20 protein-coding genes and 1 pseudogene are annotated in these 25,679 nt (G+C 70.3%); 8 read left to right on the forward strand and 13 right to left on the reverse strand.

Features of this window, described 5'->3' with window-relative positions:
• Positions 1-897: 897 nt before the first annotated feature.
• Together ACWGR4_RS33115 and ACWGR4_RS33120 are read right to left on the reverse strand one after the other, a co-directional pair.
• The gene (locus tag ACWGR4_RS33115) at positions 898-1,134 is read right to left on the reverse strand and encodes a hypothetical protein (protein WP_395797671.1); all 237 of its coding nucleotides are present in this window, start codon (positions 1,132-1,134) and stop codon (positions 898-900) included.
• A gap of 230 nt (positions 1,135-1,364) precedes the next feature.
• On the reverse strand, positions 1,365-1,559 hold the full coding sequence (locus ACWGR4_RS33120; protein WP_452129705.1) for a helix-turn-helix domain-containing protein: 195 nt from the start codon (positions 1,557-1,559) through the stop codon (positions 1,365-1,367).
• A gap of 1,044 nt (positions 1,560-2,603) precedes the next feature.
• Between ACWGR4_RS33120 and ACWGR4_RS33125 the strand changes: the two genes are divergently transcribed.
• From ACWGR4_RS33125 to ACWGR4_RS33140, 4 genes are all read left to right on the forward strand, one after another.
• A complete protein-coding gene (locus ACWGR4_RS33125; RefSeq protein WP_395797665.1) occupies positions 2,604-3,143 on the forward strand; it encodes a hypothetical protein in 540 nt (179 codons plus the stop codon).
• Between the two features lie 134 nt (positions 3,144-3,277).
• Complete coding sequence (locus ACWGR4_RS33130) at positions 3,278-4,468, forward strand: cytochrome P450 (protein ID WP_452129706.1); 1,191 nt, start codon at positions 3,278-3,280, stop codon at positions 4,466-4,468.
• A gap of 48 nt (positions 4,469-4,516) precedes the next feature.
• Positions 4,517-5,464, forward strand: a complete 948-nt coding sequence (locus tag ACWGR4_RS33135; RefSeq protein ID WP_452129707.1) for a cucumopine synthase-related protein — start codon at positions 4,517-4,519, stop codon at positions 5,462-5,464.
• Positions 5,465-5,468: 4 nt separating this feature from the next.
• Positions 5,469-6,191 carry an SDR family oxidoreductase gene (locus tag ACWGR4_RS33140; RefSeq protein WP_452129708.1) on the forward strand — a complete coding sequence of 241 codons (723 nt, stop codon included), beginning with the start codon at positions 5,469-5,471 and terminating at the stop codon, positions 6,189-6,191.
• A 401-nt stretch (positions 6,192-6,592) separates the two neighbouring features.
• Here ACWGR4_RS33140 and ACWGR4_RS33145 read toward each other — a convergent pair whose 3' ends face one another.
• From ACWGR4_RS33145 to ACWGR4_RS33155, 3 genes are all read right to left on the reverse strand, one after another.
• Positions 6,593-9,037, reverse strand: coding sequence for a vWA domain-containing protein (locus tag ACWGR4_RS33145; protein WP_452129709.1), 2,445 nt, complete (start codon positions 9,035-9,037; stop codon positions 6,593-6,595).
• 90 nt (positions 9,038-9,127) lie between these two features.
• Entirely contained in the window at positions 9,128-9,271 is a 144-nt protein-coding gene (locus ACWGR4_RS33150) for a hypothetical protein (protein WP_452129710.1), read from the reverse strand.
• A gap of 1,307 nt (positions 9,272-10,578) precedes the next feature.
• Positions 10,579-10,707, reverse strand: coding sequence for a hypothetical protein (locus ACWGR4_RS33155; protein ID WP_452129711.1), 129 nt, complete (start codon positions 10,705-10,707; stop codon positions 10,579-10,581).
• Positions 10,708-11,137: 430 nt separating this feature from the next.
• On the opposite strand from ACWGR4_RS33155, the gene ACWGR4_RS33160 reads away from it, so the two are divergent.
• The 3 genes from ACWGR4_RS33160 to ACWGR4_RS33170 all read left to right on the forward strand — a co-directional run bounded on the left by ACWGR4_RS33160 (position 11,138) and on the right by ACWGR4_RS33170 (position 19,280).
• The gene (locus ACWGR4_RS33160) at positions 11,138-16,369 is read left to right on the forward strand and encodes a type I polyketide synthase (RefSeq protein WP_452129712.1); all 5,232 of its coding nucleotides are present in this window, start codon (positions 11,138-11,140) and stop codon (positions 16,367-16,369) included.
• 294 nt (positions 16,370-16,663) lie between these two features.
• Complete coding sequence (locus ACWGR4_RS33165) at positions 16,664-17,644, forward strand: spirocyclase AveC family protein (RefSeq protein ID WP_452129713.1); 981 nt, start codon at positions 16,664-16,666, stop codon at positions 17,642-17,644.
• A 247-nt stretch (positions 17,645-17,891) separates the two neighbouring features.
• Entirely contained in the window at positions 17,892-19,280 is a 1,389-nt protein-coding gene (locus tag ACWGR4_RS33170) for an NAD(P)/FAD-dependent oxidoreductase (protein WP_452129714.1), read from the forward strand.
• 44 nt (positions 19,281-19,324) lie between these two features.
• Here the strand turns inward: ACWGR4_RS33170 and ACWGR4_RS33175 are convergent.
• The 8 genes and pseudogenes from ACWGR4_RS33175 to ACWGR4_RS33210 form a co-directional block, all read right to left on the reverse strand.
• Positions 19,325-20,109, reverse strand: a pseudogene (locus ACWGR4_RS33175) (Mu transposase domain-containing protein); the annotation flags it as partial.
• Between the two features lie 120 nt (positions 20,110-20,229).
• Positions 20,230-20,724, reverse strand: coding sequence for an N-acetyltransferase (locus tag ACWGR4_RS33180; protein ID WP_452129715.1), 495 nt, complete (start codon positions 20,722-20,724; stop codon positions 20,230-20,232).
• A 209-nt stretch (positions 20,725-20,933) separates the two neighbouring features.
• Positions 20,934-21,671 (reverse strand): protein-L-isoaspartate O-methyltransferase family protein, encoded by a 738-nt coding sequence (locus tag ACWGR4_RS33185; protein ID WP_452129716.1) that lies wholly within the window; start codon positions 21,669-21,671, stop codon positions 20,934-20,936.
• A 474-nt stretch (positions 21,672-22,145) separates the two neighbouring features.
• Positions 22,146-22,694 carry a TetR/AcrR family transcriptional regulator gene (locus tag ACWGR4_RS33190; protein WP_391590010.1) on the reverse strand — a complete coding sequence of 183 codons (549 nt, stop codon included), beginning with the start codon at positions 22,692-22,694 and terminating at the stop codon, positions 22,146-22,148.
• Between the two features lie 26 nt (positions 22,695-22,720).
• Positions 22,721-23,191: a nuclear transport factor 2 family protein gene (locus ACWGR4_RS33195; protein ID WP_380004468.1), complete on the reverse strand. Its 471-nt coding sequence runs from the start codon at positions 23,189-23,191 to the stop codon at positions 22,721-22,723.
• Between the two features lie 210 nt (positions 23,192-23,401).
• Complete coding sequence (locus ACWGR4_RS33200; RefSeq protein WP_452129717.1) at positions 23,402-24,049, reverse strand: hypothetical protein; 648 nt, start codon at positions 24,047-24,049, stop codon at positions 23,402-23,404.
• Complete coding sequence (locus ACWGR4_RS33205; RefSeq protein WP_452129718.1) at positions 24,046-24,243, reverse strand: hypothetical protein; 198 nt, start codon at positions 24,241-24,243, stop codon at positions 24,046-24,048. The genes ACWGR4_RS33200 and ACWGR4_RS33205 overlap by 4 nt, the downstream gene beginning before the upstream one ends.
• Positions 24,244-24,246: 3 nt before the next feature.
• Complete coding sequence (locus ACWGR4_RS33210; protein WP_452129719.1) at positions 24,247-24,630, reverse strand: hypothetical protein; 384 nt, start codon at positions 24,628-24,630, stop codon at positions 24,247-24,249.
• A 328-nt stretch (positions 24,631-24,958) separates the two neighbouring features.
• Between ACWGR4_RS33210 and ACWGR4_RS33215 the strand changes: the two genes are divergently transcribed.
• On the forward strand, positions 24,959-25,336 hold the full coding sequence (locus ACWGR4_RS33215; RefSeq protein WP_452129720.1) for a peptidase inhibitor family I36 protein: 378 nt from the start codon (positions 24,959-24,961) through the stop codon (positions 25,334-25,336).
• Positions 25,337-25,679 lie beyond the last annotated feature (343 nt).

The following is a 25,679-nucleotide window of genomic DNA, read 5'->3' on the forward strand; positions in this document are numbered from 1 at the left end:
ACATGACCGGCATCGTAGCCGCGACTCCCTTGTCCGCATCAAGCGGTTTCCCGTCGGCCGATCACGGGCGAACAAGGCGACGCCGGCCACGACTTCGGTGCATCCGCACCGGTGGAGTGGACCGGGCGAGAATCGTCGCTGTATGGGGCACGACCGCAGGTCGAACGGCCCACCCCCGGCCCCGCCGTGCGTGAACGCGCACAGCCGAACAGACACGCAGGCCCGCAAGGACCGTTCGAGACCGGGTACGACACGGGAGAAGACGACGGCACACGCGCGCGAAGCGATCGCGCCGCAGGCGGTGACCACGAGGTCCAAGAACGAACCGCGCCGGAGAACCCCGGCCGCAGGAACGGCGTCCACACTCGAAAACCGTCGACGACGGCGCCGACGTGCACCCGATCCGCCCACAGGAAGGAATCGTGGGAGTCGGTCGGTGCGTCCCACGCACCGTGACCCCGGCGGCGTGGGACGCACGGTGCCGGACGAGGGCCCGTGCCGGCCGTGCGCGTTCGATCCCGCCCGCCCCGACGGGATGTGGGTGAGCCGTGGGGTGGAAGGGACCAAGGTCGGCCCCGCCCCGGGCCGATCGCTCCACCCCTCGTTCCACGGCCCCCCGGCGTCCGACGCACACCCGTTTCGGAGGCCCCATCGCATGACCGACACACACGCGCCTGCGCGCCGCCACCGACCGCAACCTCACCCGACTCGCCGCCCTGGAACCGGGCACCCACGCGCATGCGGCGCTGCGCAACGCCATCGTCGAGGGACGGAGGGCACGACCCTGCGGCATCGGAGCAGTCGTCGAGCCGTGGCTTCGGGGCTTCCGACCGGCAACTGCGGACGCCACCGCGTGCGCGGTCTCCTCCTTCGACGCGTCCCCCGCACGTCGCACGATCAGCCGCAGCCCTCGTAGACCATGTCGGCGTATTCGCGGGCCAGCAGGTCGCCCCAGCCTTCCTGAATGGCGTGGTAGTAGGCGGCGGTGTACTCGGCATCGCACCTGCGGGGTTTGCCTCCGTAGTGGGATACCCCCGAGGTCGTCGAGCTTGCGGCCATGGCCGAGTCGACACCGACGGACAGTGCGGCGGCGGCCAGGACACCGACGCAAACGATGCGGGACAGACGCTTCATCAGTACACGTTCCTTCCATTGACGATCGAGCGATCACCGAACGGACGTGCTCAGGGAGGCCCGTAACCAACCGAGATCGTGCCCTCGCGGCACGCACCGTCGACTCGGGACGCACCGAGAGTATCGACGGTCGGGGGCGGTGTGACGGGTCACGTCATGACCTGTCACGGAACGTGCACGAGCGTGGTGCGGCCCGGGCATCGAAATGTACGCGCGCGCCGAAGTCTCGTTCAGCGCAACGCAGTTCGCCTCCCCGCCCGGTATCGCCCCGGCATCGACCCGATGATGTTCGTCACCGCCGCGATGAAGCCGCTCGGGTCGGCCCAGCCGCAGGCATGGGCGGTTCGGGTGGTGCCGTGGCCCTCGGCCGGCAGTACAAGTGCGCGGTGGACGCGTAGTCGGGTGCGCCACTCGTGAAAGCTCATGCCGAGTTCGTTGGACAGAAGTCGGCCGGGGGGTGCGGGAACCCCGACGGCCCTGCCCGGTTCGGCCAACGGGGCGTTGTTCGCCGCGTCTTCGGACAGGACCCGCCGGAGACGGGTACGGGCGGCCGGTCGTAGTCCCGCGCGGCGGCGGGTTCGGTCAGGGCCGGGACCACCTCGCGGGCGAGTGGCGACATCAGGAACACGGCGGACCGGTCCGGGATGCGCCGGGCCACGGACGGTGCCGGGAAGATGATCCGCATCTGACGGACGTCCGGCACCGCCTCGACCATCCGGTCGGGTCAGTTGCCCCCGTCGAGAACCCGTTCGCCGGTCGAGATCATCCGTTCAGGCCGCTCGTGTCCATGGCAACTTGATCGTCCCCGCCGGCGGCCTTGAGACATCCCCGCTGGTGTGAAGTCCCAAGAGATGTCGGGCACGGAAGTCCTGTGACATGTTGGACGGTCCGAGCACATCCTTGACAGCGTCGTGTCGTTGAGCCAAACGTGGGTGAGAAGCGGGATGAGAACGCTGTCGACGACCGCCGCCGGCTGACCGGGCACCGGTATCGGGCGGTCATGCCGGTGAAGGGCGGCGATCCGGTGGCCCGGCAGGCGGGAGCCTCCCGGCAATCCGTGTACGCCTGGACCGCGCGGGACGACGAGGGCGGGCTGGAAGCCCGGATGGGCCGATCCCGCCGCCCCCACGTCGCCGACCCGGATCGGCGGGGACGTCGAGGCGGCGATCTGCGAGCTGCGGCCGGCCCATCCCCGGTGGAGAGCCCGCCGGATCGTCCACGAGCTCCAACGCCGCGGGTCGGACGAGGGTCCAGGCCGCCATCACATGCACCCGTGCCCGATTGTCCGAAGGGCGCGGCGAATTGGGAAGGGCCCACAGCCGACGTGCGAGGCTCGGTGGGGGTGCGTAATGCGCATGCCCACCGCAGGGAGGGAGTCGACAGCAGCAGCGGGAACATATGGCCGAATGGACACTGGCTGGCCATCCCGGGCTTTGAGACGCTCCCAATCTCATGAAGGAGGCTCGTCAATGAGGCGGAACTCTGTCATCAGCGCGTTGAGCGTCCTGGCGTTGGCCGCAGCACCGATCATGGCCGCACCGACGGCCCAGGCGACCGTGGGAGACGTCCTGTGCACGGTGCCGAGCAACGACTCCTCCACGTATTCGCCACCGCTCAGCCTCACACCTGCCGGCACCACCGTGACGATCACTCGCGATCTGAACACGTGCACGTCCCTGAGCGTGCCCACCATCAACTCTGCCCCCGTCACGGTCCACAGCGTCACCATCCCGTCCTACTCGTGCCTGACCCTCCTCAACACCGCGCCGACGACCATCAGCTTCACCTGGAACACGGGGGCGACCACCGTCGTCAGCGGAACCCGCACCGTCAACCTCGCCGCCGCCGCGCTCACCACCACGGTCACCGGCACCGTGACCTCCGGCCTGTTCACCGGCGACACCGTCGTCTACCAACTCGTCGCACCCTCAACCGACGTCCTCGCCTGCACACTCGGCCTCGGAACCGTGTCCAGGATCGACAGCATCGCCACCCTTACCATCGACTGAGCCGGACTCGCCGGGTCCATCGTGCCGAGCAACGGCTCCGCTCCGACGTTCCCCACAGTGCGAGCCCGCGCTGCCGACGCCCGCCCGCCACCACCGGGCCGGGGACTCGACGCGCACCAGGACAGGACCGCGTCATGCACTCGGAGGACCCCAGTAGGCCGGAGCGGCGCCCCGACCCGCGTTGCCCGGTCCACCACCTGCCCGACGACCCGGGTTCGATGGACAACCCCTATCCACTGCTGGAACGGCTGCGCCTCTCGGGTCCGGTAACGCGGGTGCGCCTTTACCGACGCTTCAACGTGTGGTGGACCACCACACACTCCGCCGCCGTGGCCGCGTTGAACGCCCCGGAACTCGGCAGCGACCAACGGAACGTACATCCCGACCTGGCCCCGCACATCTCGCCGATGCGGGTCGGGCTGATCGACAAGGACCCCCCGGACCACACCCGTCTCCGTGCCGCCGCGCTGCGCGCCTTCTCAGGACGCACACTGCCCGAGTTCGACCGGCGCGCGAGGGAACTCTGTGCGGAACCCGTCGCCGGACTCCTCGGCCTGCCACACCAGACCAACGAAACGCTTCGGTCCCAGGCGGAGAACCTGGTCCGGCCGCTGGACGGGGACGCCGTCAGGGCCGGGATCGCCGAGGCGCGCGTAACGCTCCAGCGTCATATTCGGGCTGCCGCTCGTCCTGCGTCCGGTGACGCGAGACGCCGAGGCCCCCGCCCGCAGTGCGACGTGCTCTCGGACGGAACAGCGGAGGATTGGCCGCCCGCGACATCCGACGAGTGGACGGACGTGGTCTTGCAGATGTATGTGGCGGGCCGCCAGAGCACAGCCGACTTCCTCGGCACCCTGCTCCTGGGTGTCCTCGCCATGGACGGGTGGGCGCATCTGTGCCGCGACCCGGCTATTCGGCGTTCCGCCGTCGAGGAGTATCTGCGGCTTGATGGTCCGATCGTGCGCGGGGTATGGCGGTTCGCCCGTACCGACTTGACCTTGGCCGGCACCCCGATAGCCGCCGGTGACATCGTGATCGTCTCGCTCGCTCTCGCCGACCGCGACCCGGCCGTCTTCCGCGGCCCGACCCGCGCGGATTGGCTGCGCAGCCCCAACCGGCATGTGCAGTTCGGCCTGGGCGCCCACCGCTGCATCGGAGCACCGCTCGTGCACAGCCTGGGCGACGCGCTCCTCAACGCCCTCGCCGGACGCTTTCCGAACGCCCGCCTGGCGGAGAGCACGGCAGCCCCGCCTCGCGAGCGGCCTCGCGTCTTCCGAGGCCCGGACCGAGTGCCTGCGATCCTCGACCCGCCGCATCCCCGCTAGCCGGCACCGGCCGACACCACAGCCGCCCTCGATCTGCCGGAGGACCGCATGAAGCGCGTGGACATCGCCTGGCCCGGCCTGGGCGCCGCAGTCACCGCCACCCTCGCGGAGGACCTCAACCCCGAACTTGCCCTGGTCTGGTGGGACATGCTCCCGTATCGCAGCGTCCAAAGCCACGCCGTCGTGGCCGACGGCCACTTCTACCACTTGACACCGAGTGTCAAACCCGTCCACGCTCCCCACACCAATCCGGAGGACCGCAGCCGGGCTCCCGACGGGAGCATCTATCTCTCCCGGCTCCAACACCTCCTCATCAAGTACGCGCCGCTCCTCGAACCCACCGTCTGCGCCCGCATCGCCCAGGTCTCCGAGGAAGACCTGCCGACGCTTCGTCAGGTGGCCGAGCAGTGTTGGGAGGCGGTCTACCACACCAAACAGATAGTCGAGACGCGCGTATCCCGGCACGGAGAGCCAGACGCACCGTGGCATCTCCCGCGCCAGCCGGAGATAGCCGATCCCGAGGCCCAAGCCCTGATGGACGACCTGCATGCGCACACCGCCCGCATCTGGCTCACCCCGCCCCGCGACCTGCTGGACCTGCACACGGGCCGCATCCCGCTGGGCAGCCGAGGCCAGTACTTCTCCACCCTTGTCTACGTGAACGGGGAGTTGCGCCTGCTCGGCTCCACCACTCTCAACCCCTTGGTTGCCGCCACATTCGATCCGCAGGTGACCGTTGGGTCGCTGCGAGCGATGCTGCCGCGCCTAACGGTGATGCAAGCGGACTTCCTCGGGCACTGCGGATTCCACAACCTGCACGCGTTCCTGCACCGTGCCTACCGGATCCTGCCGGCCATCCGCTCCAAGGAGGAATTCCGGTCGCTGGCCGCGGCGCTCGCCCTGTACGTGAACTGCCAACGCCGCTGGGCCCTGCACTACTTCCCCTGGCATCACGGCGAAAGCCACCGCTTCGTCCCGGCCGCCCCGGACCGCTGAAGTCATGGACCTCGGACTCGCCGGACGCTGCTACATCGTCACCGCAGGCACGTCCGGACTGGGCTTCGCAGCCGCCCAAGCCCTCGTCGCCGAGGGCGCCAACGTCGTGATCTGCTCCCGCGATCAGCACCGCGTCCACGAAGCCGTCGCCCGCCTCGCCGCACCGCAACACACCGCTGGACTGGCCGCGGACCTCCTGGATGCGCAGACTCCGAACCTGCTCGTCCACACCGCCATCCACGCCTTCGGGCGTGTCGACGGCGCGCTGCTGGGCACCGGAGGCAGCGTACGTGGAACCGTCCTCGACGCCACCGATGCCGCCTGGCGCGACCACTTCGAGCTTCTGTTCCTGAGCATGGTGCGGTGCGCCCGGACCGTCGCCCCCGTGCTCCCCGAGCACGGGGCCATCGCTTTCCTGCTCTCGACCTCGGCCCGCATCCCGCTGCCCGGGTTCGCTCTGTCCACCGGCCTTCGACCGGGCCTCGCCATGGCCGCCAAGAGCCTGGCAGCGGAACTCGGCCCACGCGGCATACGCGTGCTGTCCCTTCTGCCCGGACGCTTTCCCACCGACGGCGCCCCACTCGAACCTCACGAAACTCCACGGAACATCGCGCTGCGCCGATTCGGCCGGCCGGAAGAGTTCGGCCGCCTCGCCGCCTTCTGCCTCTCACCCGCCGCCGGCTACCTGACAGGCAGCAGCGTCGTCATCGACGGGGGCAAGTTGTGAGGCATGCCGGAACCGCACCCCGCACGGGTGGTACACCGACTTCGAAGGACAGACTCACGACCCAGCTCATTGCCTCTCGTCTTGCGGCCTGCGCGGGCCGTCCTGGGACGGGCCGGAAGACAACCCGGGCACAGCGTTGCATCGGCTTGCCCGCGCGGCAGCTCCCCGGATCGCATGGCAGTTCGCCCGTGCCTACCCATGGGCGCGGTGCCTCGCTTCTCCTCGGCCGCCTACATGGCTGTGGTTCCCGTGATCGCGGCTCGCGGCTCGCGGCTCGCGATCAGCCAGTCGGCGGTGTGGAACGTGCGCCGACGGACCGTGCCGCCACAGACGGCACAGCCCGTCGGCTGACGGTTCCGCATCACCCGCGTCGCCAAAGCCCCCTTGCGTTCCGCCGCGACTCAGGCGCGCCGACGTCGGGTCAGGATGACTGCGGCACCGCCCAGTGCGCCGAACACCGCGGCGGATCCGGCCAACGCACCCAGTGGTGCCGGGGCGCCGGTGGACGCCAGGTGGCCGGTGTCGGGCCCGGTGCCCGGTCCGTTACCCGCCCCTGATCCGGGCTCGGTCCCGGGTCCCGGCGGCGGTGCCCACGAGGATTCCGACGGCGTCGGGTGTGCGGTCATCGGCGTCGCGTTCGGAGATCGGGTCGGACGCGTCCACGTGGGATGCCCTGACGGCGGCTGCGTCGACGAGGTGGGAGGGATCGGCGTCTTGCTCGGCCACGTCGGCGTGTCCGAGCACGGCACAGTGGTGGGCGGCGTGGTCGGCGTGGCTGTCGGGGTCGGATGAGTTGTGGGATGCGTATGCGTCGGTGTCGGCTTCCCCGTCTGCGTCGGAGTCGCGGTCGGCGTGTGGGTGGGGCGTGTGCAGGTAACGGTGTTCGTGATGCCGATCCGCAGGTGTTCCGACCGTACTTCGGCGGTGTGGGGTAGCGGGAAGTCCACGGGTGCACCGTCGACGGATGTCACCCGCGCCGAATCCAGCGTGCAGCCTTCCGCCAGGCGTACCGTCTCGTCCGCGGTGACCTGCTCGCCGATTTGGTAGCCGATCCGCGGCGTGCCCCACGGCTGGGCGGTCGCTCCCGCGGTACCGGGTCCGGTGAGGGTGAGCCACGCGTCGAATCCGGCGGGCTGGGTGCCTTGGGCATGGTTCTTGCCGTCGATGCGCCAGGTTTTGTCCGCGGAGACGTCGGCGGCCTGCGCCTCCCGGTTGTAGACGACGCAGCTGACGGCCTGGTTCGCGTCGAGGCCGACGGAGAAGCCGGGGGCCGCGGTCGTCCCGGTATTGGTGACCGGTACCGGTCGGTTCGTGCCGAGGTCGGTGCAGACCGCGTTGCGGCCATTCTGCGTGACGAGTTCGTGGTCGGCGTGCCGGGTTTCGGTGATGGTGAAGTCCCCGTGGTCGACGGCGTTGAACGACGGCTGGAAGGCCACCGAGCCGGTGCCGTCGTCGGTTGTCGTCTCGGTGGCCGGCATGCCACCGATGCCGGCGGTGGCGGTGGTGGCGCCGAACGTCCATCCGGCTCCGGCGTTGACCGCCCCGGTGATGTCCTCGCCGGTGGTGCCCGCCGGGACAATCTGCTTGACGACCGAGATACTGCCCCTGCACTGCGCCATCGCGAGGTCCCGCAACTGCTGTCCCGCGGTGGCGAAGTCCGCGGTCTGGTAGTAGTCCGCGGCGGCCGCGTTGGTGCCGTTGTAGGCAGTCGGGCCGGAGAGGGCACGCAGGTTGAGCGCGGACACGCCTTCGACACCCTTGCCGACGCCGAGCGCCACGATGCGCGAGTCCTCGGCCTTCACGGCGTTGGCGGAGAAGATGCCGTTCTCCACGTCGCGGAAGTGCGTGTTGGAGCCGTCGCCTTGCGCGTTGTCCGCGAACCGCGTCGGATTGCCGTCGGTCAGCACGACGACCGCCTCGTAGTGCCGGGCGGCCTGCGCGACCGCCCACAGGCCCTGGTCCCAGTTGGTGCCCTTGCCGAGCGTCCAGTCCCGGTACAGGTTCTTGAAGGTGGTGGCGCCGGCCCTCGTCGACACCGACTGCAGCTCGGGATGGTTGGCAGTGACGCTGGTGGCCGGCGACGCCTGGTCGAACGAGAAGACCGCCATCCGCGACGGAGTGCCGGTGAGCGCGTCGGCGAACGTGTCCGCCGCCGCCTTGAGGTCGGGGAGCGCGGAGCCGACGGATGCGGACAGGTCGAGCACGAGGGCGACATCGACACCGCAGTGCGCGGTGAGCCGCGGGTTGTTCCGCGAGTTCTGCCAGACACCGCCGGACGCGGTGTAGTTCGTGCCGTACGTCGAACTGAACATGAATCCGTCCGGGGCCGGCACCGTCGAGGCGTATGTGGTGCCGCCCGCCATCGCCGGTGTCCGGAAGACGTACGCCGGGTCTTGGGAACTGCTGCCGCTCCCCGGGCCCACCCGCAACCGGGGGTTGGTGTACCAGCCTGCGGGAACGCCGTCCGGCACTTGGCCGACCCAGAACCGACGGCCGGCGTTGGCCTGCCCGCTGCCGGTCTCCGGGACGGTGAACGAGCAGTCCCCGTCGGCGTCCGACGTGCACACCGCCCAGACCACGTCGACGGGCGGGCCATTGTTCGGCTCGGTGAACAGCGCCAGCCGCGCACCGGCCAGCGGGCCCTCCGTCTGTGCGCCGGTGCGGTCGCCGCCGACCTTGACGGTGATGACGGAGGTGTCGGCGGTCGGCGTCGGGACGGATCGTGGTACCGCGGACCGGTCCGCCGAAGCGGTTCCCGGCACCACCAGCGCGACGGCGGACAGACCGGCTGCGGCAAGCGCGCACCAGCGGGAACGTCGTGGGGACAGCAACGTGGGACTCGACATGGAGACATGATTGGTGCGTAAATATGACATTCAAGGCATATCATGAACGACACGCACCGATGACACCCGTCTGTCGGAAGTAGGGAATAGTCACGGCACAAGCGTGGGCAGGCCGCTGCCGGCCAGGACGCCGGCACGATCGATGACCACACGGCCTTCCTTGACGACGGCGTGGATGGTGGCCGGGTCGCCGAGGGCTTCAATATCCGTGAGGGGGTCCACCCCGGTGATCACGACGTCCGCGGCCTTGCCGACAACCAGCGTCCCCGTCTTCTGCGTCGGCTACTGGAGGTCCCCCGCGGCCGTCGATCAACTGCGCGTTGTGCAACAGCACCACCGGCTCTGCCACGGCCACCTCATCCGGCACCAAGAGAGTGTTTCGTGTCACTCGGCATCATCGCCCCCTCGCCCGCGCGATCTTTCGGCGAAACGCCGGGAACGACGAGGATCGGCGGCCTGTCCACGCCGCGTGGCGCCATATCCAGGCTGGGGTGTGCACGGCTGCCCAGGGCCGTTTCCGGTTGCGCGGCGAAAATGCAGGCACCACGGGCACACCGGAAGGAAGCCTTGGCAGGGTGCCGTCGCGAACGGGATCTCGGCCTGGTAGCAGGCGTCAGTTCATCGGCCCCGGAAGCCAGTTGCCGTCGGCGGTTTCGTCGTCGCCGCCCTGGTGGCCCGGTGAAGGCGGAGGGGGTCGCGGGAGTGTCGGAGTCGGTCGCGCTGTGCCACAGAGAGCGGAACAGGGCCGGCATGCCCAAGACTTCGGGCCTGTCGACGCGGGGATGACGCCGGGCCGGGATCCTGGAGGCCATGGCGGGAGCACGTACCCGGAGCGTGTTCGGTGCCCGCCGCGCACGACACGAGACTGGTGTGCGTCGTGGGGCGTCCACCAGGAGGCGGAGGTAGTCCAGTTCGGGGGCGGCGATGCGTTGCACGTCGTCGATCACGAGCACGCCCGAGGCTTTCAGCGCCAGGGAGCGCGGTCGGCCGCAGATCGCCGTGCGCGGATGCGCCTCGCGCCCGCCGGCACCGCGCGTCCGACCACCGCGCGCCCCCAACCACGCGCCACACGCATCCGGCCGCGGCCACGCAACACCGGCCCCTCCTCGCACCCGCAGGCCTCCGGTCAGGGAGCGCGACGGAGTCTACACAGACGACGTTCGTCGGGTTCACCGAGCCACTGCCACAACATCGGCTTCGCATGCGTGCCGCCGGAGGTGAACGATGAGAAGGACCGGTCCCGGGCGAACGTCAACCGGACCTCGGCGGGGTCCGCGCCGAGTGCGCGGAACGTCCACGTGCCAGCCCCCGTGCGCGGAGTCAGGTCAAAGACTCCAGTCGAGGCCGGTGCCGGTCGTCGTCGCAGGGTCGCGGCCGGCCGCGGCCCTGCGAACCGGCCCGGTTCCCGTCTTGTCCGCCGCCGGGAGCCGAGAGCGGGGCCCTCCCGGAATCGGACCCCACCGGGAAGGAACCCCGCACCGGCGCCCGCCCTTGTGCTCCGAACTCCCGAAAGAGCCCGGAGCACAGGGGTGTTCGAAACGTCACAGCAGCGCGGCGAGCCCGACGATCACGAGGGTGGCCATCGAGACCACCCGGAATTCGCAACACCACGCGAACGCAACCCAGAACATCGACACCGTCACCGATGCGCCCACACCCACGACCGCCACAGGGGGAACGGACGCCCGGTCCCCCCACCACGATCACGAAGCCCGCGACGAACGCGCACAAGGCAACCAGGAGGAACCGCACGCACGATGTGGCGTCCTCGTAACGCCTCACCTCAGACACCAACCGGACACCCCAGGCTCAACAGCGTGCGCCCCCAAAATCTCCCCGCCGTGCCCCTGTCGCCCATCTGCGCCTCCTGCGCGCCCTGGCGTGTGTACGCCGAGCGAGGCGCACTGGAGCCAGTGTCCTTCCGCTCGGATCCTGGGAGGTGGCCGTGCCCGCGCTCCCTGCCGGTCTGCCATCTCCGGCCGCTCGTCGGGTGGCACGAGGCTTACGAAAACGCTGGAGCGCGACCGGTTCTTAACGGCCGGTTCGTTCCGGCCATTCGCCGGAGCCACGGCACCGCGATCGTCGACAGGACGGACCCCCATGTCCGCATCAGAGCGTGAACCGATCGCGATCATCGGCATCGGTTGCCGGTTCCCCGGCCGTGTGGAGAGCGCGGCAGGGCTGTGGAACCTGGCGGCCGAGGGCCGACGGACGACCGGCCCGGTGCCGATGGACCGGTGGGATGCCGGGAGGCTGGCGGCCCTGCACGACCCGGAGTTGGCCGCGCGAGCGGGGCACGGCTGCTTCCTGGAGGGGGACGTGTGGGCATGGGACCCCGGGGCGTTCTCCGTCGCGCCGATGGAACAACGCTGGGTGGACCCGCAGTTCCGGGTGCTGATGGAGGTCGCCTGGCAAGCCGTCGAGCATGCCGGGGTACCGATGGACACGATGCGTGGATCGCGCACCGGCGTGTACATGGGCACCTACGCGCCGGACAACCTCTTCCGAGAGGCCCGACCGGTCGAGGACGCTCCCAACAGTCCCTATCTCTTCGGAAACTTCACCGCCGGCGCGGCGGGCCGGGTGGCGTTCTCGATGGATCTGCGCGGCCCGGTGATGGTGGTCAGCACACACTGCTCCTCGGGTCTCGTGGCCCTGGACAGCGCGTGCGGCGCACTCACGTTGGGCGAGTGCGATACCGCGCTGGCCGGGGCGGTGCTGCTGATGCTCTCGCCCGAGACGCACTACTACGAAGCCCCCTTGTTGCTGTCCGAGGCCGGTGGGTGTTTCGCCTTCGATTCGCGGGCCGACGGCTACGTACGGGGCGAGGGCGCAGGCGTGCTCGTCCTGAAACGGTTGGCCGACGCCCGACGCGGCGGGGACCGGGTGCTGGCCGTCATTCGGGGCAGCGCGGTCAACAACGACGGCCAGGCCGGCCGCCTCACCGCGCCCTCCGCTCTGATGCAGCAGCAGTTGTTCCGCGAGGCGGTCGCCAAGGCGGGGATCGACCCGGGCGAGGTCGGGCTGGTGGAGGCCCACGGTCCCGGAACCATGGTCGGCGATCCGATCGAGTACATCTCCGTCAACGCCGTCTACGGACGCGGCAGGGGCAGGTGCGCCCTGGGTTCCATCAAGACGAACATCGGACACTCGGAACCCGTGTCGGGTATCGCGGGGGCCATCAAAGCCGTGGAGTCCCTGCGCCGCGCGGCCATCCCGCCCAACGCCACCTTCAAGAAATGGAATCCCGCCATCTCGCGGGACGAGGGCTCCCGGCTCTTCGTGCCCACCGAGCTCACCCGCTGGCCGGTGGACGGTGTGGTGCGGCTGGCGGCCGTGTGTTCATACGGTGTGACCGGCACCAACGCCCATGTGGTGTTGGAATCCGCCCCCGTCTCGCATCCTCGACCCCGCGGGCCCGAGCGCGCCGCGGGGCGGGCCAGGTTGTTCGTAGTATCGGGCAACTCCCCGCAATCCCTGGCCCGTGCCGCCTCCAGCCTCGTCGCCTGGACCGAGGGCCCCGGCGCGCACATGGAGCCGCTGGACGTCGCACATACCCTGGCCCAGCGACGTTCGCACGCGGAGCACCGGCTGGCGGTCGTCGCGCGGGACCACCGGCAACTGGCGTCTCGTACCCGTGCGTTCGAGGCCCAGGAGACAACGGACGGGGTGGTCTGGGGTGCACCGCTGCTGCCGCCCGAGCACTCGGGTCCGGTGTTCGTCTTCACCGGGCAGGGTTCACAGCGGCCCGGCATGTGCCGAGGGCTGCTGACGCGCGAGCCGGTGTTCGCCGCGGCCATCGACGAACTGGAGCCGCTGATCGAGGCGGAGGCCGGATTCTCGCTGCGCGAAGTAATCGAACATTCCGAGCGGTTGGTCGGGCTGCGGCGTATCCAGCCCGCTCTCTTCGGCGTCCAGGTGGCGCTCGCCGCCGTCTGGCGGTCCTGGGGGATCGAACCCCGCGCCGTGATCGGCCAGTCCCTGGGCGAGGTCGCCGCCATGGTGGTTGCGGGCGGCCTGCATCCGCGCGACGGGGTGAAGGTGATCTGCCGCCGCTCCGCGCTGCTGGCCACGATCTCCGGCGGGGCCATGGCCTCGGTGATGCTCGGCGCCGATCAGGTGCAGGCGGCGATCGACGCGGCGGGAGCCGATGGGGTGAGTCTGGGAGTGCTGACCTCGCCCGGGATCACGGTCGTCTCCGGCGATGCCGCGCAGATCGGCGCCCTGGTGCGGCGGTGGGAGGCGGACGCGGTGGTGGCGAAGTCGATCGACGTGGAGGTCGCTTCGCATTCCTCGCAGGTCGATCCCATTCTCGCCGCACTGCACACGGCACTTGCCGATGTGCCCGAGGCCCGCCCTCGGATCCCCTTCTACTCCACCGTGTCGCGCGACCCGCTGGAACCGGGCGTCGTGGACAGGGCGTACTGGGTGCGCAACCAGCGTGATCCGGTGCGCTTCCACACGGCCGTCTCCGCCGCGCTCGCCGCCGGGCACCGACTGTTCATCGAGTGCAGCGCCCACCCCCTCGCGGTACGCCCGATCCTGGACGTCGCCGGCGCGGACGGTGCCTTCGATACCGTCGCTGTCGGCAGCCTGCGGCAGGGCACGGACGACCAGGACGCATTTCTGAGCCACCTCGGCGCCCTGCACGCGGCCGGCTACGACGGCATCGATTTCGGCACCCACTACCGCGACGGCAACCTCGTCGACGTGCCCGTCACCGACTGGCATCGCACCCGCCACGGCGGCGACGAGCCCGCCTACCGTCTGGTCGCCCCCGCACTGCCGGGAGCAACCCAGCACCCCTTGCTGGGCGGTCACGTCCGCGACCCGGACACCCCCGCACGCCACCTGTGGCAGACCCCGGTCGGCCCGCGACTGCTGCCCTGGCTCGCGGACCACGCGGTGGCCGACGTGCCGGTGCTGCCCGGCACCGGCATGGTGGAGATGATGCTGGCCGCCGGCGCCCGCACGTTCGGCACCGATCGGATCGCGGCCTCGGACGTGCACATGCTGAGCCCGCTCGTTCTCGATCCCGAGCCGCAGGTCACCACCCGACTGATCCACCACGCCGACAACGGCACCGCGTTCGTCGAGATCCTGACCACCGGCGACGACGGCATCACCGTGCACGCCCGCGGCACCGTGCGGCCACTGCCCGAACACGATCACCCCGCGCCGCTGACCGCGACCGAGTCGGATCCCCAACGGTGGCGCGACAGCGACGTCGCCGCCCTCCACCGCACCTTCCGAGACCGGCACGACGTCTTCCACGGCCCGGCCTTCTCGGCGATCGACCGCATCCGAGTGCACCCCACCGAAGACCTGGCCCTGTCCACACTGCACACCCACGACAGCGCCCGGGTCTCCGCCTGGACCATGTCCCTGCACCCGGCCCTCGCCGACCAGGTGGTACAGACCGCCGTCTCGGCGTGGCTCGCCCATTACACCCTCGCCCCGGGCCCGGTGGTGGTCGCGCGATTCGACGAGGTGCGGGTCTACGGACCGACGGCCCACACCCGCACGGCCGCGATACGGGTACACACCGCGAACGATCTGGGGTGCACGGCCTCCGCCCGGCTGGCCACCGCGGACGGCACTGTCGTCGCCGTGATCAGCGGCCTGCGCGTCGCCAACGTCACCCCACCCGAAGAACGATTCACCGCCCGGCTCCTCCACCAGGCACAAGTTCTTGCCCCCGCACCCGCGAACCGATCCCGCGCCACCGACGGCACCTGGACCGTACTCACCACGGACCAGAGCGCCTGGCCCGTCGAACTCGCCCGGGAACTGGGGAAGCAGACGGCGGATTGCCGTCTGCTTCCCCTCGCCACCGCCCTCGCCGACCCGGCCACACCGGCCCCCTGCACGGGAATCGCCCTGGCCATGGGCGACGAGCAAACGGGCCGGACGCCCGCCGAAGCCGCCCGCATCCTGGTCTCCCGAACCGTCGCTCTCGTACACCGGCTCACCTCATGGGACCCCCCGCCCCGGTTGTGGATCCTGAACGAAGCGGGCCGGGCACCGACGGCTGCCGCCGCCATCCGCGGCCTGCTCCGCTCCGTGGCCTACGAACAACCCGAACTCCGTGCCGGCACCGTGGACTTCACGGCGGACAGGGCCTCGTACACCGGCGTCGTCGACGAACTGCTCGACATGCGGCAAGCGCTCACGGAGATCACACTGTCACCCGCCGGACGCCACATCACGCAGGTACTCGCCGGCTCCGACCGCGTCACCACCGCTCCGAGGACCCAACCGCTGATCCGGCCCGGCGCGGCCTACCTCGTCACCGGGGGATTGGGCGGCCTCGGCCTGCTCACTGTCGAATGGCTCGCAAGGAGCGGAGCGGGCCGGATCGTCATCAGCGGACGTTCCGCACCCTCCACCGACACCGAAGCCCGTCTGCGCGCCCTGCGCGCGGCGGGCACCCGCGTCACGATCGTCCGCGGTGACATCGGCGATTCGACCGTGGCCGCACGGGCACTCGCGGCAGCCGGCGACACGGGCCGGGCGCTGCGCGGCGTCTTCCACGCCGCCGGAGTCGTGGCGGACGCCACCCTCACCAACCTCGACGACGAAACCCTCGCACGAGTCTGGCGCGGCAAGGCCGAGGGCGCCTGGCTCCTTCACCGGGCCACCGCGGAGACGGAACTCGACCACTTCGTCCTCTACTCCTCCGTCGCCTCCTTGATCGGCGCCCCCGGCCAGTCCGCCTACGCCGCGGCCAACGCCTTCCTCGACGGCCTGGTGACCCTGCGCCTCGGCCACGGCCTACCCGCCACCGGCATCCACTGGGGTGCGTGGGGCGAGGTCGGCCGCGGACGGCACCTGGCGGACCGAGGCTTCCTCACCATCAGCCCCGCCGACGGCATCGACGCCCTGGAGCGCATCCTGGTGGCCGGCCATCAACACGTGGCCTACTCCCCGCTGGACATCGCCCGGTGGATCGCGCCCTACCCGGCCCTGCGCTCCTCCGCTCTCCTCGCGCCCCTCCTGGCCGGCGAGGAAAGCGACGACGACACCACCGCGGTACGCGACCGACTCCTGAACGCCGACGGCATCGCGGAACGTCGGGAAATCCTGGAGTCGTTCATCACCGAGACCGTCCGCGAACTACTCGGCGGCACCAGTCGCCACATCGGCCCGCATACCAGCATGGTCATCCTCGGCCTGGACTCCCTCGGCGCCGTCCAGTTGCAGCAGCGCCTTCAACAGGCCCTGGGCTTCGCACTCAAACCCGGCGTCATCTGGGTCAAACCCAGCGCCGCCGCCCTCACCGACACGCTCCTCGACGCCATGGGGCTCCGCGTCGCCCGGGAGGACCACTGACATGACACACCGGGCGATCCCCGCCGACGCCGAACGCACTCCCGCGAGGGCCGCAACCGGTCGCCGACCGTCGCGGCCGATTCTCCTCACGCGGCTTCGCCGCCGGTCCCCCGGGACTCGCAGGAAGAGCCCGAATGCAGGCGAGAGCTTCGGCGTGGTCATCCGTTCGGCGGTCGACCGCATAGGCCTCACCACCCACGTAGGGCCACCGGTACCGGCTGCCGCCCGACCCATCCGTCGACACCACCACCGCATCCGCCCACACGGTCGTACCGATCCCAACCGGAGGTCCCCGTGCCCACCAGATGCCCCGACGCGACAGCGCGCACCACCGGACCGCGCACCCGACGTTGGCGCAGCCCCATCGCCCTGTGGGCCGGATGCGGGAGCATCGCGGTGCTCGTCCAAACCGCGATCTTCACCCGGTGGCTCGCCGCCGGCAACATCCACAGCGCCCCGAAGGACTTCACCATCCCCACGTACCGCGCGGCTCTCATCTGGGCCGAGCAGGCCGTGGCGATACTCATCGTCGTCTTCTGCTTCGTCGTCGCCTGGCGGCAGAGCCGCAGGGAACACAACGTCTCCTGGAACGCGGCCCTCATCATCGGAGGTACCTTCACCTTCTGGCTCGGCTTCCTCAGCTGCTGGGACCGCCAGTACGCGGCCGCCAACCGGTACGCCCTGAACATCACCAGTTGGGCACCGTACGTTCCGGGCTGGCACGGCCCCCTCCCCGAGCGGCAGATCGAATCCATCGTCGGGGCGCAGGTGTTGATGTATACCGCCATCATCGCCTGGCCCTGGTTACAGCTGTTCCTGCTGCACCCCATCCTGCGCAGGAAGCCCCACTGGGGCTTGGCCCGCCTGATCCCGGCTCTGCTGATCACGGGACTGGTCGCCGATCTGCTGATCGAGGGCACCCTGATCGTCTTGTTCGGGGCCTATTCCTGGCCTGTCGCCAACCGGGACCTGGCACTGTTCGGCGGCCACTGGTACCAACTACCACTGGTCAGCGTCGCCGTCGGCGCCGTCACCATGGCCTGCATGCCCACGTTCATGCAACTGCGTGCCGAACGCAGCGGCCGTCCCGTGCACATCTTCCGCGGCGGCGAACTCTTCGCCCGACCCGCACACGCCTGGCTGCGGGTCCTGGCGGGAGTGGGCTTCATGAACGCGGTCATGGGCCTGTACTGGGTGCTGCTGCCGCTCCTCGCCACCGCGTCCGGCCCCGACCCCCTCCCCGCCGACATGCCCGGCTGGCTCTGGCACTCCTGACGTCCCCGCCCCCGGAGGAAACCGTGTCCCGAAAACCGCCCCCGCGACGGCCCCTCCGCAACCCCCACGACCGTGCCCGCACGAGCGTCTCGTCGACGCTTCCGAGTCGACGGCGCCCGTGTACGCGACCATGGATGTCCCACGTATCCCCGCCGGGCGCCGACCCATCATCGAGCGACACCCCGGGCCGGATCCGGTGACCCGACACCACCGCGCAGGCTCCCCGACGACCCGCGGCGAACGCGCCGTGGTCATCGGTGCCGGCATCGCCGGCCTGCTCGCGGCCCACGTACTCGCCGACCACTACGCGCAAGTGATCCTCCTCGACCGCGACGCGATCCCCACCGCAGCGGCCAACCGCAAGGGAACCCCCCAGGACAGGCATGTGCACGCCCTCTTCACCGGAGGCATACGCGCCATCGACGCCCTGCTCCCCGGCCTCACGGACGAACTCGGCGACCGCGGAGGCCATCGCATCGACATCGGCCGGGACCTCGCCATCGCCACCCGGTACGGCTGGGGCACCCGCTTCGATTCCGGGCTCCATGCCATCGGCGCCGGCCGCCCACTGATCGAAGCGACCATCCGACAGCGCGTCCTGGCATCGCACGGCATCCACCTGCTCCAGCGCCACCAGGCCGACGGACTCACCGGCACCTTTCGCCGCGTCAGTGCGGTCCACGTCCGCGACCTCACCACAGGCACTGCCACCACCCTCCCCGCCCACCTCGTGGTGGATGCCGGCGGACGCGGCTCCCACCTGGGGCGATGGCTGGCAGACCTCGGCTGCCCACCCGTACCGGAGAGCGTCGTCAACGCTCACGTCGGCTACGCCACCCGCATCTTCCGGATCCCCGGACCGAACACACCCACCCACTGGCGCAGCTGCTACATCCCGGCCATCGGTCCCCACACTCCCCGCGGCGGCGTGATCGCCCCCATCGAGAACGACCGGTGGATCGTCACCCTCAGCGGCATCGGCCCGGAGCGTCCCACTCCCACGGAGGAAGACTTCCTGCCCTTCGCCCGATCACTGACCGCTCCGACCATCGCCCACGCCCTCCGAGGCGCCGAACCCCTCACCCCCGTGAGATGCACCAATGCCACCACCAATCGCCGCCGACACCTGGAACGGGCCGACGGCCTGCCGGACAACCTCATCGCCGTCGGCGACTCGGGGTGCTGCTTCAATCCCGTCTACGCACAGGGCATGACGGTCGCCGTCCTCACCGCGCATCTGCTGGCGGACATCCTCGACCGGCACCAGGCCCAGTCGGGCCTCGCCCGCCACTACCACCGTCGTCTCAGCCGCCTCTACGACACCCCCTGGAACCTCGCGACCACCGCCGACCTCGCCTTCCCCACCACCGAAGGACCACCCCCGACCGCGAGCCGACGCATCCTCGCCCGCCACCTCGACCACGTCCTCGCGGCCGGAACCCGCCACCGACACACACAAGCCGCGTTTTTGGGTGTGCTGACCATGACCAGCCACCCCGTCGCGCTCCTGACACCCCGAGTGGCCCTGAGCGCCACGACGACCCGACACCGGGCACTCGCGCCCGCGGACACGCCACCCCCTCCCACGCCGGACCCACAAGCAGTCCGCGGCAGGCGCCGGAAACGCCTCTCCTGACACATACGCGGTGTCGATCACGGCGCCCGTGGTGAACCCGCGACCTCGGCCATCCTTCGTTGGATCCGCCGCGTCCCGGACGCGGCGGCCTCGGTCGGCCGGGCCGCCGCCCCGAGGCCGAGTACGAGAAACGCGGCCTCTTCCGCCGTGCCGGACCTGGGAGTTCGCTCGCTCTCGGTGTGCCGGTGCGGGTAGTGCTCGTCGCTGACCTGCGGATTGCCCGGAGTCGAGCGCGGATGGCGGGCGACCTCTGCCGGCCCGTGCTCCCCGACTGCGGTCACGATCGGCTCGTCGCCGTGGAGTCGGGCCCAGACTCGCGAGTCGCCCAGCTGGTGCGGGACCGAATAGCGCACCCCGTCAACGGAGATCGTCGAGTCCCAGCAGACCCTTCGGGTCGCGCGGTGCGGGCGGACGTTGTCCTCGTCGCGGAACGCCCGGCAGGTCGCCTCCAGTTCGCCGAAGGTCTTGTAGTGCTCGCGCAGGTTCGCGTCGGTGGGCACCAGATCCGTCATCGCGATCCGCACCGTCGCCTCGGATCCGCCCTTGGACTACGGATCCGCCAGGACGCACGTGCGAACGGCCGATCGCGACGATCTCGAACACCCCATCGCGGTGATGCGCGTGTGCACCACGTCGGCGCGGACCCGGCCGAAGGAGCGGACCACCGGTTCCTCGATCTGGGCATGAAGGCGTCGATGGGACACGCGCGATGCTCACGCTCGACCGGGTTCCCGCCGGCCCGGCGCAACTTCACATACCTGGCCACCGTGTGGTGGTCACAGCCCGCCAGTGCGGCTGCGGCCCGGTAACCGCCCGTGAGATCCGATGCCGCAGGATGTCCATCGACACCGGTCCGGCATCACTGCACCAGGACCCACCGACCTGCTGGAGGCCCAGGAGTCGGCTGCGCGGGCCCGCGGTGGCTTCTGCGGCGTCCGGGGCTGCCGGGTCAGACGAGATCGGGAAGGGCCAGCCACTCCTGCCAGGAGAGGTCGCGTCCGACGTACCGCGGGCGTTCGAAAGGCCATGCCTGCGCGATCCACTGCGGGACGAGCGCATCCAGTGCCTGCTCGAGTTCGGTGCCCGCCCGGTCGTCCACCACCCACCAGGAGATCTCGGCGTCGGCGCCGGTCTTCTCCGGCGGGTCGATGTAGACGCAGCCGAGCAGGGCCGTGCCCGCGTCGTCGAACAGCGCGTAGTTGAACGACTTGTGGGCCGCGATCTCGTCCGCGTGCCGGATCAGGTCCTCCCGGTCCTGCTCGAACGTCATCGTGGCCACCGGCCAACCCCAGGCCTCGCCGTAGATGGACCACAGGCGTTCCCGCGAGCCCATCACGGCCGGGTAGTCGAGCTCGGTGTCGGCGCCGCTGATCGGGCGCAGGTGGTGGTGGCCGGGCAGCGCCACGCGGACCGGATGGACGAAGTCGGCAGGCAGCCAGGTCATGGGCCGGAGGCTAGCAGCCGGCGGGCCGCCGCCCCGCACCCGGCTACATCCCGGGCTCAGGAAAATCGGGCAGGCAAACCGGCCGGAACTACGAGTTGCAGCGCGACAACCTCCCCACCGGCACAACAGCCGGCGATCCACACGGCACCACAGGGGACGGCTTCACCCAGCGCGTGATTCCTCACCGCATGGCCCGCGGGAAACATTCCTCATATGCCGGGGTTCTCGCGCTCCGGGCTCGCGTACCAGGGACCTGGTGGACCTCTCCCGCCGGTGGTCACGGTCAAGCCGAAGTCGAATACCTCCGGGCGCCCCGCCCGGTCCCACCACCGCCAGGCCGCCTCGACCTCGCTCCACAACGAACGCGGCCCCGCCTGAAGGACGTTCGGACGACGACCATCGGCAAAGCCCGCCGCGGCCACCGAGGCAACCGTGCCGCCGGCACTCGCCACGCCGGGCCACCCCTCGGGAAGGTCGATCGTCGGCGGCGCGGCACGTTGCGCGCACAGCTTCGTGAACGACAGCGCCATCGTGAACGGACCACTCGCCCGCGTCGACGACTCCACGACCAGGCGCAGGGCCGCGTCGTGGGGGCCGTAGTCGGTGCCCCAGGGCAGGAGGAAAATTGTGTCGGGGGCGGCTTGTTCGAGCCAGGTCGCGGGGATGTGGCGGACTCCGGCGGTGACGTGGATGCGGTCGTAGGCGGCGCCGGTGGGGTGGCCGTGGGGGCCGTCGCCGGTGATCACGGTGACGTTCGGGTATCCGGCGCGGGTGAGGTTCTTGCGGGCCTGGTCGGCGAGGTGTTCGTCGACCTCGACGGTGGTCACCGTGCAGCCGCGGGCGGCCAGGAGGGCGGCGGTCCGGCCGGTTCCGGTGCCGCTGTCGAGGACGCGTTCGCCGCCGTGGATGTCGAGGTACAGGAGCATGTCGGCGACGGCGGAGGGCATCGATGCCGACGACGCCACCGGGCCCGGGGTGGGCCCGGTGTGGCGGCCGTTGGCCGGCGTAGGTGAACGGCGACACGCGGTCCGGGGCGAACAGCGCGCGGTCGACGGTACGGAACGCCCGCTCCCAGCCCGGCGGCATGCGGTCCATCGACACCAACAGGTCCGCGATCGAGGCCGGTTCCACCGCTCGGTCGTCCTTCCGGCGGCGCGCAGGACCCGAGCGACGTTCGAGCGCGGTACGCCGACACGGCCCCGGCGATCCACCCGCCCGGTACGACGACGAGCAGCGGGCACGTGCGCCCGGTCCTCGTTGTCGTCCAGACCACTGAGGCGCTGCGGCTGCCAGACGGCGCTTTCCACGGGGCGGTGACGCGGGCTACCCGACCCACCCGACCCACCGGTACGCGCCGTGACTCCGGCCGGCGTCCGGCACGCGGAACCCGGGGCCGTCGTCGCCGAACCGCCGGAGTCGGGTCATCGTGCGGTGAGGACGTGCGCCCACGGCTCGTCGATGTCGGCCAGGCCCAGCACGGCGACCACGTTGTCGAGCATTCCGGCGCCGAACCAGTGCCGCACGGCGTCGTCGTCGCCCAGGAGCTGCCGAACGGTGGCGACCTGTTTGGCGTAGCACCGGCGTACGGCCTGCCCCACGAGCGGCTCGCCGGCGGCGCAGTTCGCGTGCATGAGGAAACGCAGGATGCTCCGGTCCGCGACGAGCGCGGCGTAGGCGTCACGCGCCGCGCCCAGCGCCTCCTCCGGCTCCGGCCCGGCCCCACCTGATGCCGGGGCGTGGGCGACCAGCGTGTCGGTCATGACGACCGACACGTGGTCGACCACCGCCGCGAACAGGGCTTCCTTGTTGGGGTACAGGCGGTACAGGTACGGCTGGGAGACGCCGGCCCATTCGGCGATCTCGTGCGTCGTCGTCCCGTAGAACCCCTTTTGCGCGAAGCAGTCGACCGCGGCGGCCATGATGGCCCGGCGTCGTTCGTCGCTCTTGGTGCTGGTACCGGCGGCAGGCATGGGCGTCAGTCCAACACGGCTTGGGGTCAGGTGCCAAACGTGACGCTGCGGTCGGAGGCGGCCGGCACCTCGGAGGGTGTGAGGGCCTCGATCGCGACCAGGGGGTTCCAGTAGTCCAGGTAGTGGGTGATGCGTGCGTCGTCGTCGGTGCGGACGACCGAGATGCAGGTCTGCTCGTACGGCTTGCCGGTGGGCAGCGCCGTGCCCGTCGAGCGGAATTCCGCGACCACGAGACTCGGATCGACCGTGTCGTGGAACACAAGGTCGACGAACCTGACGTCGAAGGTCTCGGGGAAGCCGCGCATGTGGGCGAGCAGGGCGTCTCGCCCGATGACCTGCTTCGGCACGCCGTCCGGGGCGTACGGGAACTCGAGTACCGCGTCCGGGGCGAACAGCTTCACCCACTCCTCGGTGTCTCCCGCGGCGGTGAGGCGCAGGTGCTCGGCCACGGCGTGCTGGGCAGCGGCGCGGCGGGCGTCGTCTTCCGTGCGTGTCATGCTCGCTCCTATGTTAGTGGTCGACCGATAACCTACTACGGCCGCGATCGGTGTGGGTAGTTGGTGTGGTGAACGGTCAGCCTGCCCGCACCGGTCTCACGCCTCGTTCATCACCCTGCGGCAGCCGACTGGTCACCCCACGTCGGCCGGCGACGCAGGGATCCGAACCACCGCTACAGGCACTCCGTCGGCTCCCGTCGCCCGAGCCCGCTACGCGATGGCGTCGGTGCGGGTGGAGACGGCGCGTCTTGCGGGGTCGGGTGCCATGGCGGTTTCGATCGGGGCCTCCAGTTCCGCGTCGGCCCAGGGGCGGACGTCGGCCGGCGGGACGCGCCGTCGGCCGGTGGCGATGTCCTCCAGGACGTCGCCGGGCGTGGCATCGGGGCCGGCCATGTGGTCGGTGGTCGGGGTGGTGCCGGTCCAGGCCCACCGGATCGCCGCGCCGAGGCTGTGGATCTCGGCGGCCTCGTTCACCTCCAGGTCGACGTCCGCGGGGGTGTCCAGGAGTCGGCGGGCGATCTCGGGCGCGGTGGTCTGGTCCCCGCCGCCCCGGTACGGGCCGGGCAGGGGCAACAGGCGCGCATGGTGCGCGAGATCGTGGTCGATCGGATCGACGTGTGTCTCGCCGGGGGAGATCAGGATGGTGTCCGGGTGGATGTCGCCGTGGCGCCATCCGGCGGCGTGCCGTCGTGCCGGCGTGGTGAACGCGGCCGACGCGATGGCGCGCAGGCGCCCCGCGGAGTCCGGCGGTGCCGCTTCGTCCCGGGCGACCCGGCACCATTGCCACAAAGTGGTACCGGGCAACCGGCCGAACGCGGCGCAGGTACCGGCGTCGCTCTCGCCGTGGGCGGCGGTCATGGTGGTCGGGCCGGCCTCGCGCAGAAGTGCGACGGCGCGAGCCTCGTGTTCCAGGGACGCCGCGGCAGCGGCTGCACGGCGGTCTTGATCTTCCACTCGGTGGTGCGCCAGGCGTTGGTGTGGTGGGCGGTCAGGGGTTGTGGGGGCTCGGTGACGTCGAGGGCGGCGAGGGCGGCGGCGAGGAGCGAATCCATGCTTCACATCCTGGCGCGTGTGGGTCGTGTCGTGGGGCCGTGGACGAGAAGGCGGGCGATCTCGGCCGAGATCGGCAGCCCGGTCCACGCCTCGATCGCGCCGAACTCGCCCACGACGTTCGTCTCCAGCTGGTGCCACAGGCCGCGGCGGTCCACCACGAAGTCCAGTGCGCTGTAGAGGCGGCCGAGATCGCGGACGTGTTCCACGCAGGCCCGTGTGATCTCGTCCGATGGGGTGATCGGCTCGTGGCGGTCCACGGGCGCGTCGCGGCAGTCGAGTTCGTCGTGGGCGATCGCGGCGGCGAAGACCCGATCGCCGACCACGGTCACCCGCGCGACGAACGCGCGGACCGCGTCCGGGTCGCACGTAAGCAACGTGTCGGGCACGGTGAACCCCACCCGGGCTGCGGACAGCAACTGTGTCGGCTTCAATCTCGCGGCCGCCGCAGGAATCGTGCCACCGCCTGGCCCGCGCGATCCGCCACGGCGGGCGGGGCCAGATCCGGCAAGCGTACCGCGAGGGCCAAGAATGGCGGTCGACTCAAATATGGAAACACCGCATGATCGTGAACCGGCAAGATCAACATTCCGGATTTCACGGAAATCGCGACAGAACCAGAAAAGGCCATCAGACGCGTAGCGCATTCACCCGGTTGACCATATGCTGAACTCCTCCTTGCACTCGGCAAGGTTGACTCCACCCCGGAGGGTAGCAATGAACATTCGGAAGTCCGCGGCGGCCTCTGCCGCCTTAATGATCGCCGGTCTTGCATTCGCCGGACTGTCGGCAAGCCCTGCCGCCGCGTCTCCGGAACAGTGCAGCAGCAACCGCTTCTGCCTCTACGAAGACGAGAACTTCCAGGCGGTTTTCGCCGGTTTCACCAGGAACCAAAGCCAACTGTTCGACCGGGACCTCGACGACAAGACCACCGCGATCATCAACAACACGGATGACGCGTGGTGCGTATATTCCGACGTCTCGTACACGGGCTCGCGGCGTGAAATCGGGCCCCGCCAGGTCGTTTCGTCCTTGCTGGCCTACGAGTGGCAGTTCAACGACGTCATCAGCTCCATCTCGCGTGGCGGTTGCTGACCTGCCCCTGCCGAGATCCCGAAATGGTGGTGCCCTGCCTGCTCGCACGAGCGGACAGGGCACCATCGTGCCATGGCCGCCCGGGAGCGCATCCACACGATCTGCCACATGTGAAGCCGCGCCGGCCCTCCGACCGTCGAATGTGTTTATCGTCCCCGACGAGTCGCGGATAATCAGCCCCGGCCGAATGGAGTGCTCCGCGGCGGAGGAAATCGGCGCAACGGCAAGAAAAGCGTCATCACCAATTCCTTTCCCTGAATACATACGCATAAGGGAAAGGAGGAAGCGATGACGCTTTTCTTTTTATGAGATCTCAACGACCGTTGGTGCACCGACTTCTTTC

This window comes from Embleya sp. NPDC055664 (assembly GCF_053618075.1).

Coding starts and splice junctions, on each gene's coding strand:
- ACWGR4_RS33130 (WP_452129706.1), top strand. CDS start 3,278: ATGCACTCGGAGGACCCCAGTAGGCCGGAGCGGCGCCCCGACCCGCGT.
- ACWGR4_RS33205 (WP_452129718.1), bottom strand. CDS start 24,243: ATGGATTCGCTCCTCGCCGCCGCCCTCGCCGCCCTCGACGTCACCGAG.
- ACWGR4_RS33215 (WP_452129720.1), top strand. CDS start 24,959: ATGAACATTCGGAAGTCCGCGGCGGCCTCTGCCGCCTTAATGATCGCC.
- ACWGR4_RS33140 (WP_452129708.1), top strand. CDS start 5,469: ATGGACCTCGGACTCGCCGGACGCTGCTACATCGTCACCGCAGGCACG.
- ACWGR4_RS33120 (WP_452129705.1), bottom strand. CDS start 1,559: ATGAGCTTTCACGAGTGGCGCACCCGACTACGCGTCCACCGCGCACTT.
- ACWGR4_RS33200 (WP_452129717.1), bottom strand. CDS start 24,049: ATGACCGCCGCCCACGGCGAGAGCGACGCCGGTACCTGCGCCGCGTTC.
- ACWGR4_RS33190 (WP_391590010.1), bottom strand. CDS start 22,694: ATGCCTGCCGCCGGTACCAGCACCAAGAGCGACGAACGACGCCGGGCC.
- ACWGR4_RS33160 (WP_452129712.1), top strand. CDS start 11,138: ATGTCCGCATCAGAGCGTGAACCGATCGCGATCATCGGCATCGGTTGC.
- ACWGR4_RS33195 (WP_380004468.1), bottom strand. CDS start 23,191: ATGACACGCACGGAAGACGACGCCCGCCGCGCCGCTGCCCAGCACGCC.
- ACWGR4_RS33145 (WP_452129709.1), bottom strand. CDS start 9,037: ATGTCGAGTCCCACGTTGCTGTCCCCACGACGTTCCCGCTGGTGCGCG.
- ACWGR4_RS33135 (WP_452129707.1), top strand. CDS start 4,517: ATGAAGCGCGTGGACATCGCCTGGCCCGGCCTGGGCGCCGCAGTCACC.
- ACWGR4_RS33185 (WP_452129716.1), bottom strand. CDS start 21,671: ATGCCCTCCGCCGTCGCCGACATGCTCCTGTACCTCGACATCCACGGC.
- ACWGR4_RS33125 (WP_395797665.1), top strand. CDS start 2,604: ATGAGGCGGAACTCTGTCATCAGCGCGTTGAGCGTCCTGGCGTTGGCC.
- ACWGR4_RS33180 (WP_452129715.1), bottom strand. CDS start 20,724: ATGACCTGGCTGCCTGCCGACTTCGTCCATCCGGTCCGCGTGGCGCTG.
- ACWGR4_RS33115 (WP_395797671.1), bottom strand. CDS start 1,134: ATGAAGCGTCTGTCCCGCATCGTTTGCGTCGGTGTCCTGGCCGCCGCC.